Source organism: Paenibacillus sp. J22R56 (assembly GCF_056269375.1).
Genome location: NZ_JBWDNV010000001.1, coordinates 216,674 through 232,824 on the forward strand (window position 1 = coordinate 216,674; position 16,151 = coordinate 232,824).

17 protein-coding genes and 1 pseudogene are annotated in these 16,151 nt (G+C 45.1%); 2 read left to right on the plus strand and 16 right to left on the minus strand.

What is annotated here, in order from left to right:
* Positions 1–3 precede the first annotated feature (3 nt).
* From AC0YNT_RS00975 to AC0YNT_RS01010, 8 genes and pseudogenes are all read right to left on the minus strand, one after another.
* On the minus strand, positions 4–870 hold the full coding sequence (locus AC0YNT_RS00975; protein WP_475803400.1) for a pentapeptide repeat-containing protein: 867 nt from the start codon (positions 868–870) through the stop codon (positions 4–6).
* A 17-nt stretch (positions 871–887) separates the two neighbouring features.
* A complete protein-coding gene (locus AC0YNT_RS00980; protein ID WP_167280257.1) occupies positions 888–1,217 on the minus strand; it encodes a PadR family transcriptional regulator in 330 nt (109 codons plus the stop codon).
* A gap of 290 nt (positions 1,218–1,507) precedes the next feature.
* Entirely contained in the window at positions 1,508–1,810 is a 303-nt protein-coding gene (locus AC0YNT_RS00985) for a hypothetical protein (protein ID WP_167280258.1), read from the minus strand.
* Between the two features lie 147 nt (positions 1,811–1,957).
* Positions 1,958–2,101 (minus strand): annotated as a pseudogene (locus tag AC0YNT_RS00990) (manganese catalase family protein); the annotation flags it as partial.
* Positions 2,102–2,106: 5 nt separating this feature from the next.
* Positions 2,107–3,015 carry an alpha/beta fold hydrolase gene (locus AC0YNT_RS00995; RefSeq protein WP_475802936.1) on the minus strand — a complete coding sequence of 303 codons (909 nt, stop codon included), beginning with the start codon at positions 3,013–3,015 and terminating at the stop codon, positions 2,107–2,109.
* A gap of 706 nt (positions 3,016–3,721) precedes the next feature.
* The gene (locus tag AC0YNT_RS01000) at positions 3,722–4,402 is read right to left on the minus strand and encodes a hypothetical protein (RefSeq protein WP_475802937.1); all 681 of its coding nucleotides are present in this window, start codon (positions 4,400–4,402) and stop codon (positions 3,722–3,724) included.
* Between the two features lie 160 nt (positions 4,403–4,562).
* Positions 4,563–5,108, minus strand: a complete 546-nt coding sequence (locus tag AC0YNT_RS01005) for a quercetin 2,3-dioxygenase (RefSeq protein WP_475802938.1) — start codon at positions 5,106–5,108, stop codon at positions 4,563–4,565.
* A gap of 130 nt (positions 5,109–5,238) precedes the next feature.
* Positions 5,239–6,129, minus strand: coding sequence for a polysaccharide deacetylase family protein (locus AC0YNT_RS01010; protein WP_475803401.1), 891 nt, complete (start codon positions 6,127–6,129; stop codon positions 5,239–5,241).
* A gap of 386 nt (positions 6,130–6,515) precedes the next feature.
* On the opposite strand from AC0YNT_RS01010, the gene AC0YNT_RS01015 reads away from it, so the two are divergent.
* Positions 6,516–7,094 (plus strand): TetR/AcrR family transcriptional regulator, encoded by a 579-nt coding sequence (locus AC0YNT_RS01015; protein ID WP_475802939.1) that lies wholly within the window; start codon positions 6,516–6,518, stop codon positions 7,092–7,094.
* Between the two features lie 279 nt (positions 7,095–7,373).
* Here AC0YNT_RS01015 and AC0YNT_RS01020 read toward each other — a convergent pair whose 3' ends face one another.
* The 8 genes from AC0YNT_RS01020 to moaA all read right to left on the minus strand — a co-directional run bounded on the left by AC0YNT_RS01020 (position 7,374) and on the right by moaA (position 15,190).
* Positions 7,374–7,949, minus strand: a complete 576-nt coding sequence (locus AC0YNT_RS01020; protein WP_475802940.1) for a manganese catalase family protein — start codon at positions 7,947–7,949, stop codon at positions 7,374–7,376.
* A 54-nt stretch (positions 7,950–8,003) separates the two neighbouring features.
* Positions 8,004–8,267, minus strand: coding sequence for a spore coat protein CotJB (locus AC0YNT_RS01025; RefSeq protein WP_243865462.1), 264 nt, complete (start codon positions 8,265–8,267; stop codon positions 8,004–8,006).
* Between the two features lie 247 nt (positions 8,268–8,514).
* Entirely contained in the window at positions 8,515–8,664 is a 150-nt protein-coding gene (locus tag AC0YNT_RS01030; protein ID WP_167280564.1) for a spore coat associated protein CotJA, read from the minus strand.
* Between the two features lie 391 nt (positions 8,665–9,055).
* A complete protein-coding gene (ytvI, locus tag AC0YNT_RS01035; protein ID WP_475802941.1) occupies positions 9,056–10,087 on the minus strand; it encodes a sporulation integral membrane protein YtvI in 1,032 nt (343 codons plus the stop codon).
* Between the two features lie 135 nt (positions 10,088–10,222).
* Positions 10,223–11,356, minus strand: a complete 1,134-nt coding sequence (gene yfkAB / locus AC0YNT_RS01040) for a radical SAM/CxCxxxxC motif protein YfkAB (RefSeq protein ID WP_475802942.1) — start codon at positions 11,354–11,356, stop codon at positions 10,223–10,225.
* 142 nt (positions 11,357–11,498) lie between these two features.
* Positions 11,499–12,617 carry an HD-GYP domain-containing protein gene (locus tag AC0YNT_RS01045; RefSeq protein ID WP_475802943.1) on the minus strand — a complete coding sequence of 373 codons (1,119 nt, stop codon included), beginning with the start codon at positions 12,615–12,617 and terminating at the stop codon, positions 11,499–11,501.
* Between the two features lie 104 nt (positions 12,618–12,721).
* Positions 12,722–14,152 (minus strand): bifunctional metallophosphatase/5'-nucleotidase, encoded by a 1,431-nt coding sequence (locus tag AC0YNT_RS01050; RefSeq protein ID WP_475802944.1) that lies wholly within the window; start codon positions 14,150–14,152, stop codon positions 12,722–12,724.
* Between the two features lie 36 nt (positions 14,153–14,188).
* A complete protein-coding gene (gene moaA, locus AC0YNT_RS01055) occupies positions 14,189–15,190 on the minus strand; it encodes a GTP 3',8-cyclase MoaA (RefSeq protein WP_475802945.1) in 1,002 nt (333 codons plus the stop codon).
* 99 nt (positions 15,191–15,289) lie between these two features.
* On the opposite strand from moaA, the gene AC0YNT_RS01060 reads away from it, so the two are divergent.
* Positions 15,290–16,036 (plus strand): molybdenum cofactor biosynthesis protein, encoded by a 747-nt coding sequence (locus AC0YNT_RS01060; RefSeq protein ID WP_475802946.1) that lies wholly within the window; start codon positions 15,290–15,292, stop codon positions 16,034–16,036.
* The last annotated feature ends 115 nt before the right edge of the window (positions 16,037–16,151 follow it).

A 16,151-nucleotide genomic window follows, 5' to 3' on the forward strand; every position in this document is an offset into this window, starting at 1 on the left:
AAATTAAACGACCGTAACTTTTGACAAATCGACTTCCATGCCTTTGAGGTGCGCAAAGGTCAGTTTATCCATCGTTGCACCGTCAAAGCAGATGGTTTTGAGCATGCGATAGTATTTCTTCGTCAACGTAAACCCAGGCTGGAAGGAAACATTTTTTAATGTTGCGCCCTTGAACGAAGCTTCAGTTAAAGCCGCTTTGTCGAACTTAACGCCAATAAACGTCTGTCCGTCAAAACGCTGTCCGCTCAGGTCGGAGAGCTTAAAGTCAACTCCATCAAATAAACAGCCTTCGAAAATCGTTTTTCTAAGATCCGTCAGTGTTAACGACACATCCGTTAGTCTTACTCCTGTGAATTTGGCTCCATCAAGCCCCGACTTGCTGAAATTGGTACGTACAAGGATCGACTTATTGAAGCTTGCGTTTGACAGGTCAAGCGTGGATAGGCTGCAGTCCGTCAGATTCGCACCGTCAAAATTAGCTTCACGTACATCGCTGCTCTTAAACGTACTGCCGGTCAAGTCTGCGCCTGAAAAGTCCGAACCGTGCAGCGCACTGCTATTAAATTGTCCTTTATGAGCGGTAACGCCTGCAAAGTCGCTTTTCACCAGATTGCTTGCGCTAAAGTTTGTCACGACTTGCCGCTCCAGCGAGCGGGAGAGGTTGGCTACTTCCATGATAGTTTGTTCAATGTCGCCTATCCCCTCAATTGTCATCTTAAACGCCGTTTCATCGTCCTTGCCATCAGCTTTGAGTTCAAGATATCGCTCCTGCAAATCGGAAAGCAGGTCAGCCTTTAATTCAGTAACGCTTTTCACCCCATCGTATGGCGTAAATACACTGTTCAGGTAATCAGTCAATTTTGGATTCATCATAATCAAATCGCTCCTTATAATAGGTTTTCTAACACGCGTTTTGCATACTCCCAATTGCTTTTGTTGCGGTCGTAAGTTTCCTTACCCTTTGCGGTAATCCTAAAATATTTGCGACGTCCGCCCTGTGATTCATCGCCCCAATACCACTCGATGTCGCCGTCAGCTTCTAGCCGCCGGAAGCTGGAGTACATGGTAGCCTCCTTTAGTTCATGCTCGCCGTCCGAACGTTCGGCAATCAGCTTGACAATCTCGTATCCGTAACGATCCGCTTCGGACAAGAGTCTTAAAATCATCGTATCCGTATGTCCTCTCAGCAGGTCGGATGTGATCTTGTTCTCGCTCATGCAATCACCTCCATATCTGTATAATAAGGCATACTACCTCGACTGTCAAGGTACTATTTTAATTATAATACTCTGTCTCGAATAATTTGTTCATACATAACAAAAAAAACCGCGCAGAGCACGGTTTCTTGGGGTTATGCCTATATGCCAATGTCATAGGTGTAGGCAACAACTTATCCTTATATCTAATTCACCAAGCACGGCTGCAACATTCGATCCCAGTGTCTATGCTAGACGATTGAAGTTGTTGTTACTGGACTTGTCCAATCACCCACAGGATGGTAATTTTCTCATGGTCCAGGCTGCAGTGCAAAAGTGAAGGAAACGGTTGTATTTATTTGCAATTTAGCATCAAGGGCATCATAAGAGACGACAACCATACCCGTTTCAAGATCATTAAGGAACCGTACCCGACTAGGAGACTTGAAACCGGCTGCTTTCAACAAAGCTCTCATTCTAATTACTTTTTGATTTTTAGTTAACTCATTGTCTCCGATAAGATCTTCAACTTTCTTTCGAAATGGTACGTCCTTTGCTAATTTTCTCGAAAGTCTGGCAATCTGTCGTAATGCACACTCTACAGTTAGAGCCATATCATCACTCCTTAAAATAAGATAAAATAATCTATGCAAAATAGGTCCAATGTGCTTGTACAAATACAAAATTGAAAGACTACCCCTTTAGATCAACAAAAAGAGCAGCCGATTTCTAACAATCGGCTGCTCCTCTTATAAGTTACCTTACACTTTGAATACTTTTTTCGTTCCCCAGTCTGACTTTATCATCTCCACCGCTTCCCTAAACCTTAAGGAATGGACGATCTCATGCTCACGCAAAAACTTCAGACTATCCTGTAAATCCACATCATCAGTCATATCTATCAACCTTTTTATTCAACTAACGTTTCCCATCCATGCAGCGCAGCCATAACGAATTCATTAACGGCTTGCGTAAATTGCTCGGTATGCTCAACGTGCTCCATATGTCCGCCCCGCTCGAACACAACGAGGTGAGATCCTGGTATCTTTTCTGCCAACTCATTGGACCACCTTGGCCCGCAGTTGACGTCATATTCACCGACTAGAATGAGCGTTGGCGTGGTGATCGTATTTAGGATATCTCGTACATCCCACTCATATGGCTGCCGGTTAGGGTCGCCGAAGAAATCGAGAACAACCTTCCATTTGTCTACTTTCTCCTTAACGCTCCAGTAGTTACCGAAGTATGCAGGCAATAAGCGGTGGAGAACTGCCAGAGCCGACTCCTTGTCTCTTACGTTTTTCGAATCCATCATAGCCTGCTTTGCATCTTGAGCTTCCGCGTTATCCGGCCAACGCTCTGCAAAGTTCTCAATTTGTTTGAATTGCTCGATATATAGATCTGGTCCCATGGAAGGAGCACTGGATTGAAGGATCAGACCACCAAGTTTGTTCGGGTAATCCAAAGCGTATTGAATGCCAACGCCACCGCCATGAGCATGACCCAGGAAGTAATACTTTTGAGCTCCGATATGCTCGGCTACTTTATGTGCGAAATGCGCATACCGAGACATACTATAGTCTCCGTCTGGCAGCGTATCTGATTTACCTGTTCCTACAGGTTCTAAATACACCATTGTCATTGTTTTCTCCAGCTCTGGCATCTGCAGATACTTCCAGTGAAATCCAGGTCCGCCCGAATGAACCAAACAAACTGGGCCGTTGCCAGCTACGTGATAAACTTGTCGCACACCGTCGATGTAAATTTCATGTTCTCCAACTGCCAGTGGGTGTTTGATCTCATGATTAGATTGATTCATTCTTACATTCCTTCTTTCTTGGTTAATTATTAAATATAAGTTCACCTTTACTTGCCATAATTCCTCGGGCTTCCAATCGGCTGCACCAGTAAATGAAACAAATGCGGCGCCTGTCTTTTCGAAAGCTACTATAGATCCTGTAATAGTAGTCACCTCGTGACCGCGGCGAAATAGATTTTTTGCTATGGCAGCATGGGAGCGACGTGTCCATATACAGGTGTCATAGGAATGATAACTTTTGTTATAATTAAGCCTCTTTCTTTTGTCGTTTTTTTACCTGCGCAGTAATGAGATCGATCATTCTCATAATGGAACTCCATCAACGTTTTGTCAACGTATCTAGCGCAAACTTAATATTTCATAAATTCTTCCGGTTAGTAATTTATGTTTCGTCATCTCTTCCTCAAATCCATGTTTGCGGTAAATGGTCTGTCCCATGGAACTAGCTTGTAAAATGGCTAACCATGCTTAATATCGCAACCATATATATGCCTGTCACTTCCTCTGTGCTGAACGTCATGGTCGTTCCTACCGGTACGTCAACGCCAACACTCACAAGCACCAAAATTCTCTCAATATGATAGGAAAGTACCGCTAACTTCTTGCAGGATTTATTTTTAAATTTTTGACATTGTTCAGCGGATAGAGAAATAAAGGTTACCCTTTGCCGTATATGGCAAAGGGTAACCTTTATTTTACGATTTGATTACTTTATCGGTTGAATCGGATTGCTCTTCAAGATGTCTTCTACTTCTTGGTACCCATCAGGGTAGGCAAAATTATAGCGCGCCGGTAGTGCGAACACGTATTTTTGATTACGCGTCAGTTCCTTTGGACCGGTAGGCGCTGCGCCGATGAAAAATTTCTCCTGCTGAAGCTCGTTCCATTGGTGGACAGTAAAGACAAGAATAGGGATATCTTGTCTAGGCTGTTCAGCGGTCCATTTGGGATGGCGGATGCTAAGTGCCGCACCACTTTCTACGACCTTAGCTCCTTGCGTATTGCCTGCAGAAAGACCCTCCCATTTGTCCGTTACGATCGTGTACCCTTTCCAACTATCCGGCAGCGTGAAACGGAAGCCATATTGAGTATTCTCATAGACCGTATGGTCTACTTGACCAGTTTGTCCACTGACTGGGCTCATCGGTTGATTGCTTCCATCCTTTGGAGTGTCGTTGGATAAAGGCACTGAATGGTGATGCGGAGCAAGGTGGACGTATTGGAACGCGTTAAAAATCATCTCAGCGGCATGCGAGCGAGTAATCGCCGCCGTTCCGTTAACCTTTACAGCATGATTCGCTCCGTTTGCGGCCACTACAGCTGGCACAGATACGGCGACCACCGCTACCATTAGCAGCGATGCAGCTCGTTTGTTCATTCTTTTCATCAACAATTCCTCCTCAAAAAATTATAGACCTTATGATTCACTGCCTTGAGTGACTGAGAGACGACATCGCTCACGACTTTCGTAAATTCCTGCTGATTCTCGACATTGTTCTGGCATGGATATAGAAGGCGAAAAAGATCCGCTAAAATTCAAAGTAAAATTATAGACCCGGATACGTAATATTATATTTTTCGGATACTTGTATGAGCTTCTGGAGAAACTCAGGAGTAGGGGGATCCATTTGAGCCATCCCCTCCACATAAGGTGTGCCTAATTCCTTTACAAAAGAATCAAACCCTGCGGGGTAGGCCGTAACTAAAAAACGAGCTTTTTTGGACTTCACCTTAAAGGTGTGTGGAATGCCGCGAGGGGCGAAGACATATTCTCCGCTTTGCACAAAAAACGTGTCATTCCCAAGTGTCATCTCTAACTCTCCATCGAGCACGTAAAAAGATTCATCTTCGTTTCCGTGGATATGAAGCGGCGGGCCATCATTCTCATTAACCGAACAATGCACGACGCAAAATTCCCCGTTTGTGTCTTCCCCGCTTACCAAGATGGAATTAATGTCGGTAAGGAATAAAAACGTATTATCATTTTCGGACTTCCGGTGCATCTTTCCAGCTTTGCTTTGATTACTCATGGTTCCTCCCGGTCTCCTCTTGTTGTCGATTTTTCTTACCTGCGCAGTAATGAGATCGATCATTCTCATAATAGAAACTCCATCAACTATTGTCAATGTATCTAGCGTAAACTTAATATTTCATAAATTCTTCCGGTTAGTAATTTTGAACGTACAGACATCTATAATACCCATTGCTCGAACGAGTTGGAAGTCATTGGTACTTTTCTATCATATTGAGGAATTTGCTGCCTGTGAGTGTTGGGGTTCCTGCATTAAGACGGAAAATTTCATCTGCCCCCTGTTTGTTAATGCCAGGATTTGTTGTGAAGAATAGAGTAACACCTGCATTTTTCTCAATCTGCTTAACTGTCGGGTTATAGATTCCATACGGAAACGCGATCATCTGGAGGGTGTTACCAAGCTCTTCCTTTAATCGTTTTTCTATCAATTGTGCATCCTCTTCAATACGAGCTTTGTATTCTGCATTAGTCTCAACACGGCCCTTTTCAGGCAGATAGATCAGATTGCTTAGCATAGGTCCCGTTTTATGACCATTTTGATCAAAGGGAGCATAGTTATGTTGGTTATAGGTATGGCTATAGAAGCTGAAGCCTTCTGCTTTAAGCTTGCGCATCGTATCCCAGGTTAGATGCTTCGTGTGTACGTTTTGCTGGTCACTGCTCGCTCCAATAATAAAGTGAGTAGCGGTAAAATTATATTTTTTTAGAATCGGAACCGCATATTGGTCAAAACTTTCGTACCCATCATCGAAAGTAATAACTACCGCATTGTTCGGCACCTTAATTCTGTTCTGCATAAAGTCCGCGAATTGCTCTACGCTAATTACCTTATAACCATTATCCTTCAAAACCTTCATATGATCATTGAAACGGCTCGGAGAAATGGTTGCACCGCTTTCCTTCACATCAATATGATGATACATGAGTACAATAACTTTATTCTTGTAATGAACCGGTTGGTTACTAGTTGTTTGTACGGGTTGGTTAGTATCCTTCACAGGAGCAGCTGCCTCGAGTTGATATTGGTGCACCGACCAGGTAATCACGATGGCAATCACGAACAGCGCACTTATAATTTTCATGTTCAAAACTTATTCCTCCTAGATGAACTCAATGAATGCAGTGCGTTTCTTACTGTATTAGATGTTACTCATCGTTACTCCCGGCCTCCTCTTTGTTGTCGATTTTTTAGCTGCGCCGTAATGAGATCGATCATTCCCATAATAGAAACTCCTTCAACATGTTGTCAACGCATCTAATGCAAAATTAATATTTCATAAATTATTCCAGTCAGTATTTGTATATTAAAAAATTTAGTATTTTCAGCTTATTTAAACCTGAGATTATTTGGATTAAAAGGTCTAATAAGGAGTTAATAGGTTATTATTATCTTTACTTTAAATTGTTCATGATCGATCTTTTACCGATTGTTCTAATATGATAAAATCGTTCTAAAGAGGTGTAGACGATGACAAGAAGCAAAGAGTTCGATGAGAGAGATGTACTTTTAAAGGCAATGTATTTATTCTGGGAAAAGGGTTATGAGAAAACCTCGTTGCAGGACCTTGTAACGCATATGGGGATACATCGCAGAAGCCTGTATGATACTTTTGGCGATAAGCATAGCCTCTTTGTAAAGACGCTGGAACTGTACGATAAACACAAAACAGCAACTATAAAGGCAGAAGTAACACGCGGTCGTTCGGCGAAACAGGCCATTCGCTTCATCTTTGATTTTCTGATTGAAGTGAACGACGATCGACCGTTAGGTTGCTTATTTGTGAATTCTGCGACCGAACTGGCTTTGAGGGATCCGGAAGTACGCGAAATAACAACCGAGGGTTTTAATAACGGGGAGAAAGTTCTGGTAGACATCATTCAAAAAGGCCAGCAGTCGGGCGAGATTCCTATTGATAAGGATGCAAAAATACTTGCGGCTAGTTTGCAGACTACACTGATTGGATTAAGAGTATTAGTTCGAACATCCACTGATAAAAAGAGGCTGCATCAAATAGCAGATACTTCCATAGCGATGCTTGACGCTTAAAGAATCCTATACGGCGATTCTTACGTCTACACAATAACTTGATGATAATAAATAAAGAAAAATAGGAACTATAGTCCTGTTACGCGTTTGTTACCGATGATTGCTGAGGATGTTTTTCAATAGCTCTTCACAATGGTGCTGAAGGGATTAAACAAGAGAATCAAGTCAAAATTAAAAGGCATGAGCCCGGTACAATACCGAGCTCATGCCCAACAGGTTGCTTAATCATATTGTCTAACTTTTAGGGGTCACTTCATCTCCGGCTGCTGTTGTGTCGTATTACACTTTGAAGACTTTTTTCGTTCCCCAGTCTGACTTTATCATCTCCACCGCTTCCCTAAACCTTAAGGAATGGACGATCTCACGCTCACGCAGAAACTTCAAACTGTCCTGCAAATCTACATCATCGGTCATATCAATCAACCATTGGTAAGTAGCACGAGCCTTCTCCTCCGCCGCAATATCCTCGTACAAATCCGCAATTGGATCACCCTTGGTACCGATATAGGCGGCCGTCCACGGAACACCAGAAGCATTCACATACATCATTCCATTGTCATGATTGACAAAGTTCTCTCCAAGCCCCGCTTCCTTCAGCTGTCTTGGCGTCGCATCCTTCGTCAATTTATACACCATCGTTGCAATCATTTCGAGATGGGCAAATTCCTCCGTGCCTATATCCGTAAGTAGACCAATTACCTGATCTGGGATGGAATACCGTTGATTCAAATAACGCAGCGCAGCAGACAACTCACCATCGGCACCACCGTATTGCTCAATTAAGAATCTGGCCATCATCGGGTCGCATTTCCCTACCCGTACCGGGTATTGCAGCCTTTTCTCATATAACCACATCCTTATGACACTCCCCTTTTCCCTATTGAAAGTTCAACTACCGCAATACCTGGCTTAGACCTGCCAAGGCCATGGGCTTTCTGACCACTGCCATGGGTATTTAGAAAAACTGTTGCCGTATTGTAACGTTGGTCCGTACAAGCTTTCAAATTGCTGCCTGCACTGATGCAGTTGCATGCCAAGCTGATTAAACTGCTGAATCGCCTGCGCATCATGCGGATGGGTATCCAAATATAAGGTCAATTCGACAAGAGCAAATCCAACCGCCTGCAGCTCCTCCAATTTACGATAATATTGTTCATCTAGAACAATGCTCAAAAGATTCGACCTCCTCAAAAGAATTCTCACCCAAGTGGCCTTTCTGGCCAGTTGTGTGAATTCTTACTTCGTAAGCATTAACTAAAAAGAATTCTCACCCAAGTGGCCTTTCTGGCCAGTTGTGTGAATTCTTACTTCGTAAGCATTAACTTAAAGAATTCTCACCCAAGTGGCCTTTCTGGCCAGTTGTGTGAATTCTTACTTCGTAAGCATGATTGTTACACTGATAATTCTTACTTCGAAAGCATCACAAGTAATACCTAGATTGATAGGAGCTGTATAAAGCAGGCCAAAGCGTTCCTCTTCTTAACGCCTCATGAATCGAATATTGGGGCAGTCCCTGCGGCTGATAATTAATGAACTGATTGGGCGGTACAACGTAGGTTTTTAATTTCATCGGCGGACATGGATCACATGGGCCAATAAAAGGCACATAGGTATGAACTTGATTTAACGGATTCACATTATTTGCGGTTTTGTACTCCGCATTCTCCTTGCCGTATGACATGTTCTCCACCGCTGCTGTATTTTCGACGGGAGCATTATTGGCGGCATCGATGGCATTTGCAACATTGGCATTATTAGCAGCATTAGCGCTGTTCTCTGCTTGGACCGCCGCATTTGCATTGTTCTCGGCACGGGCATTTCTCTCGGTGATCATCCAGCTATCCCTCCCTGACATTCAGGCTTCTCCTATTCACTTTATGCCTGGTAGGGCTTATCTCATCATTACAATTTGACAAAAAAAAGGTCCGGCAGCGAAAAAATCCACTGCCGGACCAAAAGTATTATAATTTAATGTTAATCTTGAACAATCCTGCCTTGCGGATCGCCATGTAGATAATAACAACAAGAGGTCCCAAGAACACCCCTATAACACCTACAAGCTTAAATCCGACATACAAGCTGATGAGAGCAGATAATGAACCGATACCAACAGCATCGCCTAATATTTTCGGCTCAACAATCCGGCGGAATACGGTCATGAACAAGAACATGACGTACAGTCCGATTCCGGCATATAAGTTACCTGCGACAATTAAATAAGTCCCCCAAGGCACAAGTACCGTACCCGTTCCTAGGATTGGCATAATATCAACGATAACAATGAGCAAAGCAATAGCGAGCGGATACTTGATATCCAGGATCAACAATCCAATAAACGAAATGATGTAGGTCAATGCGCTAAGTATAATTTGCGAGCGTAGAAATCCAAAGATCGATTTCTTCAAATTATCCAATACTTCATTCACCTGAGGCCGTGATTTCTCTTCGAATAAGGTCAGGAATGTTGCTTTCATCGTATTCAAGCTGTATCCGAACATATAGACAGCCACGAGGAAGACGATGAAGAAAATGAACATGCTCGGAATACCTGAAGCGAAGGAAATAACGGAGGAAGATACGGTCCCAACCATACCCGTGAGCGACTTACTCATATCGGTCAGCCAATCTTCGATCTGGCTTACCGTATCCGGTGAGAAGTTAGCGTACAGCGATCTAGCGTTCTCAATAAGGTCAGTCACATAATCACTGGCATCCCCAACGTAATTAGGCACCTTTTGTGAAAATGCGATAAGCTCTGCGACAACCTTTACCCCAAGCAAAGCCATAAGCCCAATTAATATTACCGTGAATACGCTGCTTGAAATGGTCGAAGCGACTAGACGGTTTGTTTTCAATCTGCGGCTAATAAACTGTGTAAGCGGTTCTAGAAAGATAGCTACTACAAGTGCCAGAAGAAACGGTGCCCCTACTGTAAACAGCATATACAGCAGGAAAAGCCCAACCCCAAGCATGACTAACGTTTTAATCGACACTTTTGCCTAGTCCTCCTTTCTCATAGAGATATGAGGTAAACCTATGTATGAGGGGCCATCACTTTCGAAAGTTAGCGTCCACTATCAGCATACGCCCGTTCGAGAAAGTAATGTCCCCTTTTCCATCATAAATCGTTAAAGAATTGCCTTTTTTTGGTGAAAATCAACTTCATTGTAATACATGTCTTTCACCAGCAGATTTGGACCACAGCATGCAGCCGCTGGACAATGACAATTCACACTACGAGCCAGCGAGTGATCAAGCCAGCGATCGAACAAATCATCCAGCTTCTCGCCCTCGATATTGCCGAAAGCGGGTACATCCGAGAAGTCAGTCACGAACACTTCTCCGGTAAACAAGTTCACATTAAGGCGATTACGGCCGTCCGGATCATTGCGGACCGTCACATTTGGTTCAACAGCAAGACGTTTGAGCAAATCTCTCTCTTCTGGATTTTCACTGCAATGATAGAACGGAAGGGTCCCAAACAGCATCCAGATGTTCTTATCTCTTGTATCAAGAAGCCGCTCGATGGCTTTCCGCATATCCTCTCTCGATAACACGGGAAGATCCTTCGCGAACGAGCTTGGATACATCGGATGCACTTCATGACGCTGACAGCCCATCTCGATAATCAGCTTATGGATCTCAGCAATTTGACTATGAGTCCGATAGTTGATCATCGATTCAGCTGAGACAAGTACTCCCGCATCACTTAAACGCCGTGCATTGTCGATCATCCGATCATACAGCTTAGCAGCTGCATCACGAGAGACATGATGGCCAGCCTTCGCAAACCCGATTTGATGGAAATCATCAGCGTTCGTATAGTTGAACGAGATATGCATGACATCCAGATAAGGAGCAAGCTGCTCATATCTGCTGTAGGGTAAAGTAACATTCGAATTAATCTGCGAACGAATGCCCCGGCTTCTTGCGTATTGAAGGAGCGGAACCATATATTCCTTGACTGTCCGATCCGAGAACGACGGCTCTCCGCCTGTAATACTAATCGTCTCCAAATATTTCACTTCATCAAGACGCTTGATCATAAGCTCCAAAGGAAGCTTCGCTGGTTCCGTCATCACAAGCGTATCGCCCACGGCGCAATGCTCACATCGCATATTGCAAAGATTGGATACGGTCATCTCGACACTTGTCAACGTATGCCGGCCATATTGCTGCAAGGAACGAATCGGATCCCACGGATCATTATGAGGAGATAACGGATTAGATGGTTGTTGTAAAGCAAAGTCTATTGTATTCATTAATATCAGCACCTGACTTACATGGTTAGAATGGGTATAGCTTATACCATTGTAATGTTCGAAGGGTAAGGAAGCAAATGAAAATAGGTATAAAAACCGAAAAAGGAGGCACAATAGCCCCCTTTTTCATCAATTCTGTCTATCATATTCCTGATGCAAGCCCTACACTGGACTTCTCACCATTTACACCAATAATCATGGTGCTTAGCTGCTTCGACATATCGATCTCATAAGGTGAAGCTAACGCCTCGCCAGCTTCATTATATAGCATACGGACAATTGGACGATGCGGATATGAATGGTTAAAGTCAACCACAACGCCTGTCTCTCCCGTGTGAATTTGTACAGTAATCCCGATTGGATAGATGGCCACCTTATCTCTGAACAGCTGTACCATGTGCTGTTCATACAACGTCCCCGTTCCTGCATACAGCAATTCAATCGCTTGATGCGGAAGCATTGGCGACCGATAGATCCGGTTTGTCGTCATCGCATCATAGGAATCAACAAGACCAATCCACTTGGCAAAATCATGTATCTCATTTCCTTTGATGCCACGTGGATAACCACTTCCATCAACCCGTTCATGATGCTGGAAGGCGCAATGGGCCACGATAAGCGGCATATTGGGCTCATCTTTCAGCAGTTCAAAGCCGATCTTCGCATGATTCCTCATCATTTGAAATTCATGATCGGATAATGATCCGGGTTTCTTGAGAACATCCATCGGAATTTGCGTCTTCCCTATATCATGCAGCAATGCCCCCATGCCCAGCTTCAACAGTTCATCTCTGGAATAACCAAAGGCTGAACCCAGCAGAGTCGTATAGACGCATACATTAAGCGAGTGTTGATAGAGATAGTCATCAACAATCCCCATGTTCATCAGCATAATCATCGCATCTTTATGATTGGACAGGTCATCAATAATCATATTCATCATCTGCTTGAAAGGCTGTGCGATGTACGGATAAGGAGCGCCCTTCTTCTGCTTGGGCAAATCCATCATCGCTCGGAAATTGGTCTTAATCTCCTTCAAGGCCAGACTAATCGTATTCTCGCTAATAATCTCCGGTATTACGATGTCATCGGTCCTCGGATCCTTAATAAACACAAAGTGAATACCATATTGCTCCAGACGGACAATATGGCGACTGGTTAATTCGATGTTTTCTCCTAAGAGGACTAAACCGTCGCCCGAGAAAATTTTTTTGGCAAGTCTCATGCCAGGCTGGCATTGCGATATAGGTACCAAGCGCATGTTCTCGATCCTTCCCCTTAATACTATGTCTATAATTAACATCGGACAAAACTAGCCGTATTGTTAATGTAAGGGATAAATTAACGCTTGGCAACCATTTTATACTAAATTTTCGACAATATTCTCCATCTTTCTTGGTGGCAGCGTGGAATTTCATGACCTTGCTTCAGTTCATTTGCCAGCAGATCACGGATAAACTCAGGTAAATAGTAGGAGACTCCCGCCGCTTGCCCTAGCGATAAATACCCGATATGGAAGGTAAACATATCGATGCAGCCAACAACATATTCTCGGTCGTTTGCAAGCGGCTCACCATTAACAACAATCGACACGATTCGTTGCAGCTCCGGAAGCGCAGGATCGTACTCTACAACCATACCATCTAGCGCAAGCGTACCAAGCACTTCACCACGGAAGCCGTAGCCTTTTATCCTCATGCTGGTAAAAGACGGCAGCAGCGCCTCTTCGAGCGCTGCTCGTATATTCGCGCCGCTGAGCAGCATGCGGCACGGGTTGATCGGCGACGGACAGAGGGCATGTAACTGCCCCTCTGTCACGTCGCCCTGCTGCAGGCCGCCAAGCAGCTGCCCCGTATTCACGATGCCGATCTCGGCATCGGTATGGCGGCGCAGGCCGGCGGCCAGCAGGTTCCCGAGCGGTGATTCCCGCTCGGGCAGGGCGGGCAGCGGCGCATCCAGCCGGGCAATCACCCGGCTGAGGCGCCGCTGGCCCGCCTCGCGCCAGCCGCCGATAATAGCGGCGGCCGCTGGCTGCTCCGCATATGCGGCCATGGGCACGCATGATGCGCGAATAATCGGCCGCGTGTCCATCCTAATTTCCACGCGGCCGATCTGCTCACCATATTTCCCCGCAGCACAAATGTAGGTGTCGCCGATAATAACCGGCTCCTCCAATAAATGATGGGTATGTCCGCCCATGATCAGATCAATACCGGCAATTTTCTCCGCCATTTGCTTGTCAACGTTAATCCCCAGATGCGACATCACGACTATGACGTCAACGCTGTCTCTCAGCTTTGTGACTTCGGCTTCGATCGCCTCAAGCGGATCGGTCACATCCCAGCCCAGCAGCTCGTAAAAATCCGTATAGCGTGCTGTAGCCGCAATAAGACCGATCTTGATGCCGCCCTTCTCGATCACCGTACTGGGCAGCAGCCACTCGGGCAGCCTCCCAGTCTCACGCTCCAGCATATTTGCACCAAGCACCGTAAACTTTGCCTCGCGATACACTCGCTCAAGCGTTGCCTTGTCATACGTTAGTCCTTCATTGTTACCAAGCGTTACAGCATCATATCCAGCTGCGTTAAGCAGTTCAATATTCACCATGCCGTCGCTGCCTTCCGTCTCCAGCCGTATACGGTCCATATGATCACCGATATCCAAGCAAAGGAGGTGACCGCTGCCGTGAACAGAACGCTGCTCATCAATATAAGCGGCCATTCTTGCTGCATTCTCAAGACGGCTATGAATATCGTTGCTGTGAAGAATGACAATTGGTCTGTTAGAGAATGTCATGCTGACCTCCTTTTTCTCCCTGAAATAATCTTTCCATTACCCGCCAATTTGAGACATCCGCCGGTCAGTTGGCGTATGGGTTAACGCCTCATCCGCCAGCTTAGCCGCCATTTCATGATTCTCAGGCTTAAGATCCATCGCTCTATAGAAAATGTTCCGCATAGCTTCCGGATCACCAAGTGCATCCTTCACATTCAGTTCATCCACCCAGTAGAGGCATGGCTTCATGGAACCGTCTGCCGTCAAGCGAAGCCGGTTACAGCTTTTGCAGAAATGATCACTGACAGGATGAATAAGTCCAAACGACCCTCGGCCACCTTCCATGTGCCAGTCATCTGATGGGCCATTACCTTTTATATTCAATCGTCTTGTAATCGTATATCCTTCACGCTCTGCCGTCTCCAGGACATGCGATAGAGGCAGATAGTGGTTACGCCAATTATCGTCAGCGTGGCCAATCGGCATATATTCAATAAACCTGACATGCATCGGCTGCTCGTATGCAAGCTTCAGGAATGCTGCAATTTCGTCCTCATTAATCCCCTTAAGAAGCACGCAGTTCAGCTTAATAGGCGAAAGTCCTGCCTTGCCGGCTGCTTCTATTCCCTCAATAACCCGTTTCAGATCACCTCTACGGGCAATAAACTTAAATCGTGTTGGATCTAAAGTATCCAGACTAATATTTACCCGGTTCAAACCTGCATCCTTCAAAGCCTCGGCATATTTGCCTAGCAGCATGCCATTGGTCGTCAAAGCAATATCATCGATACCCGGAATCGCCTTCAACCTGCGGATCAAGCCGTCCAGGCCCGGGCGTACAAGTGGTTCTCCGCCTGTAATACGAAGCTTGGAGATGCCTAGTTCCGCCGCTGTCTGCACAACCTCAACAATATGGTCATAACTCAGCAGATTACTGGCGTCCTCGAACTCCATTCCTTCCTCTGGCATGCAATACAAACAACGCAAATTGCATCTATCCGTAACCGAAATACGCAAGTAATCGTGTTCTCTCCCGAAACGGTCCATCAATGGGGGCATGCCTCTCACTCCTTTTCTCTTCTATTAGAATAACATTTTTCACATGATTATGGTATGCTAATACGGTGTTTACCCTTAACTAATGAGAGGTTATCTGCCATGACATATACTTGGACTATTCAACTATTCGCCGGACTCTCGGACCGTTTCGGAAGTCCCATTATCCATATCGAGACGGACACACCCTCGGTGACGGTTAGCGAGCTAAAGCAGCTGCTTGCAGCGAAGTTCCCGGAACAAGCCGATCTCGTACGTATTTCCTTTGTCGCATGTAACCAAACTTATGCTTCTGATGATACGATCATTCAAGCATCGGACGAGCTTGCAGTCCTGCCACCAGTATCTGGAGGCGAGCCTGAAGAGAATGAAGATACACCAGACTGTACATCCGCTGACGGCCGCTACGTCATTACGAAGCATCGCCTGACTTCAGATGAAGTGCTGGCTAAAGTAATCGTACCTGAGCATGGTGCGGCAATTGCTTTCGTCGGAACGACGCGGGAGTGGACGCAGGGACAACGTACGATTCGACTGGAGTATGAAGCCTATGCTCCAATGGCCGTACGTACGATGGAGCAAATTGGCGAAGAGCTGGCTCAGCGCTGGCCAGGCACGTTAACCGCGATTTCACACCGGATTGGTGTAGTTGATATCGCAGAGACAAGTGTTGTCATCGCGGTTTCCTCCCCACATCGGGATGCCTGTTATGATGCTAGTCGTTACGCTATTGAGAGACTAAAGCAAATCGTCCCGATTTGGAAAAAAGAAATTTGGGAAGATGGCTCCGAATGGAAAGGGCATCAGCAAGGAAGCCCTTGGAATCCGATTCAGTCATTATCCAATTAATGGATTATATTACATCATTCGCAGCCAAATGGTGCTGAGAGTATAGGACAATAGTCATGAATTCACTTCCCTCTTATTGCCATACTAATCATTCATTGTTACTATTACTTCATAC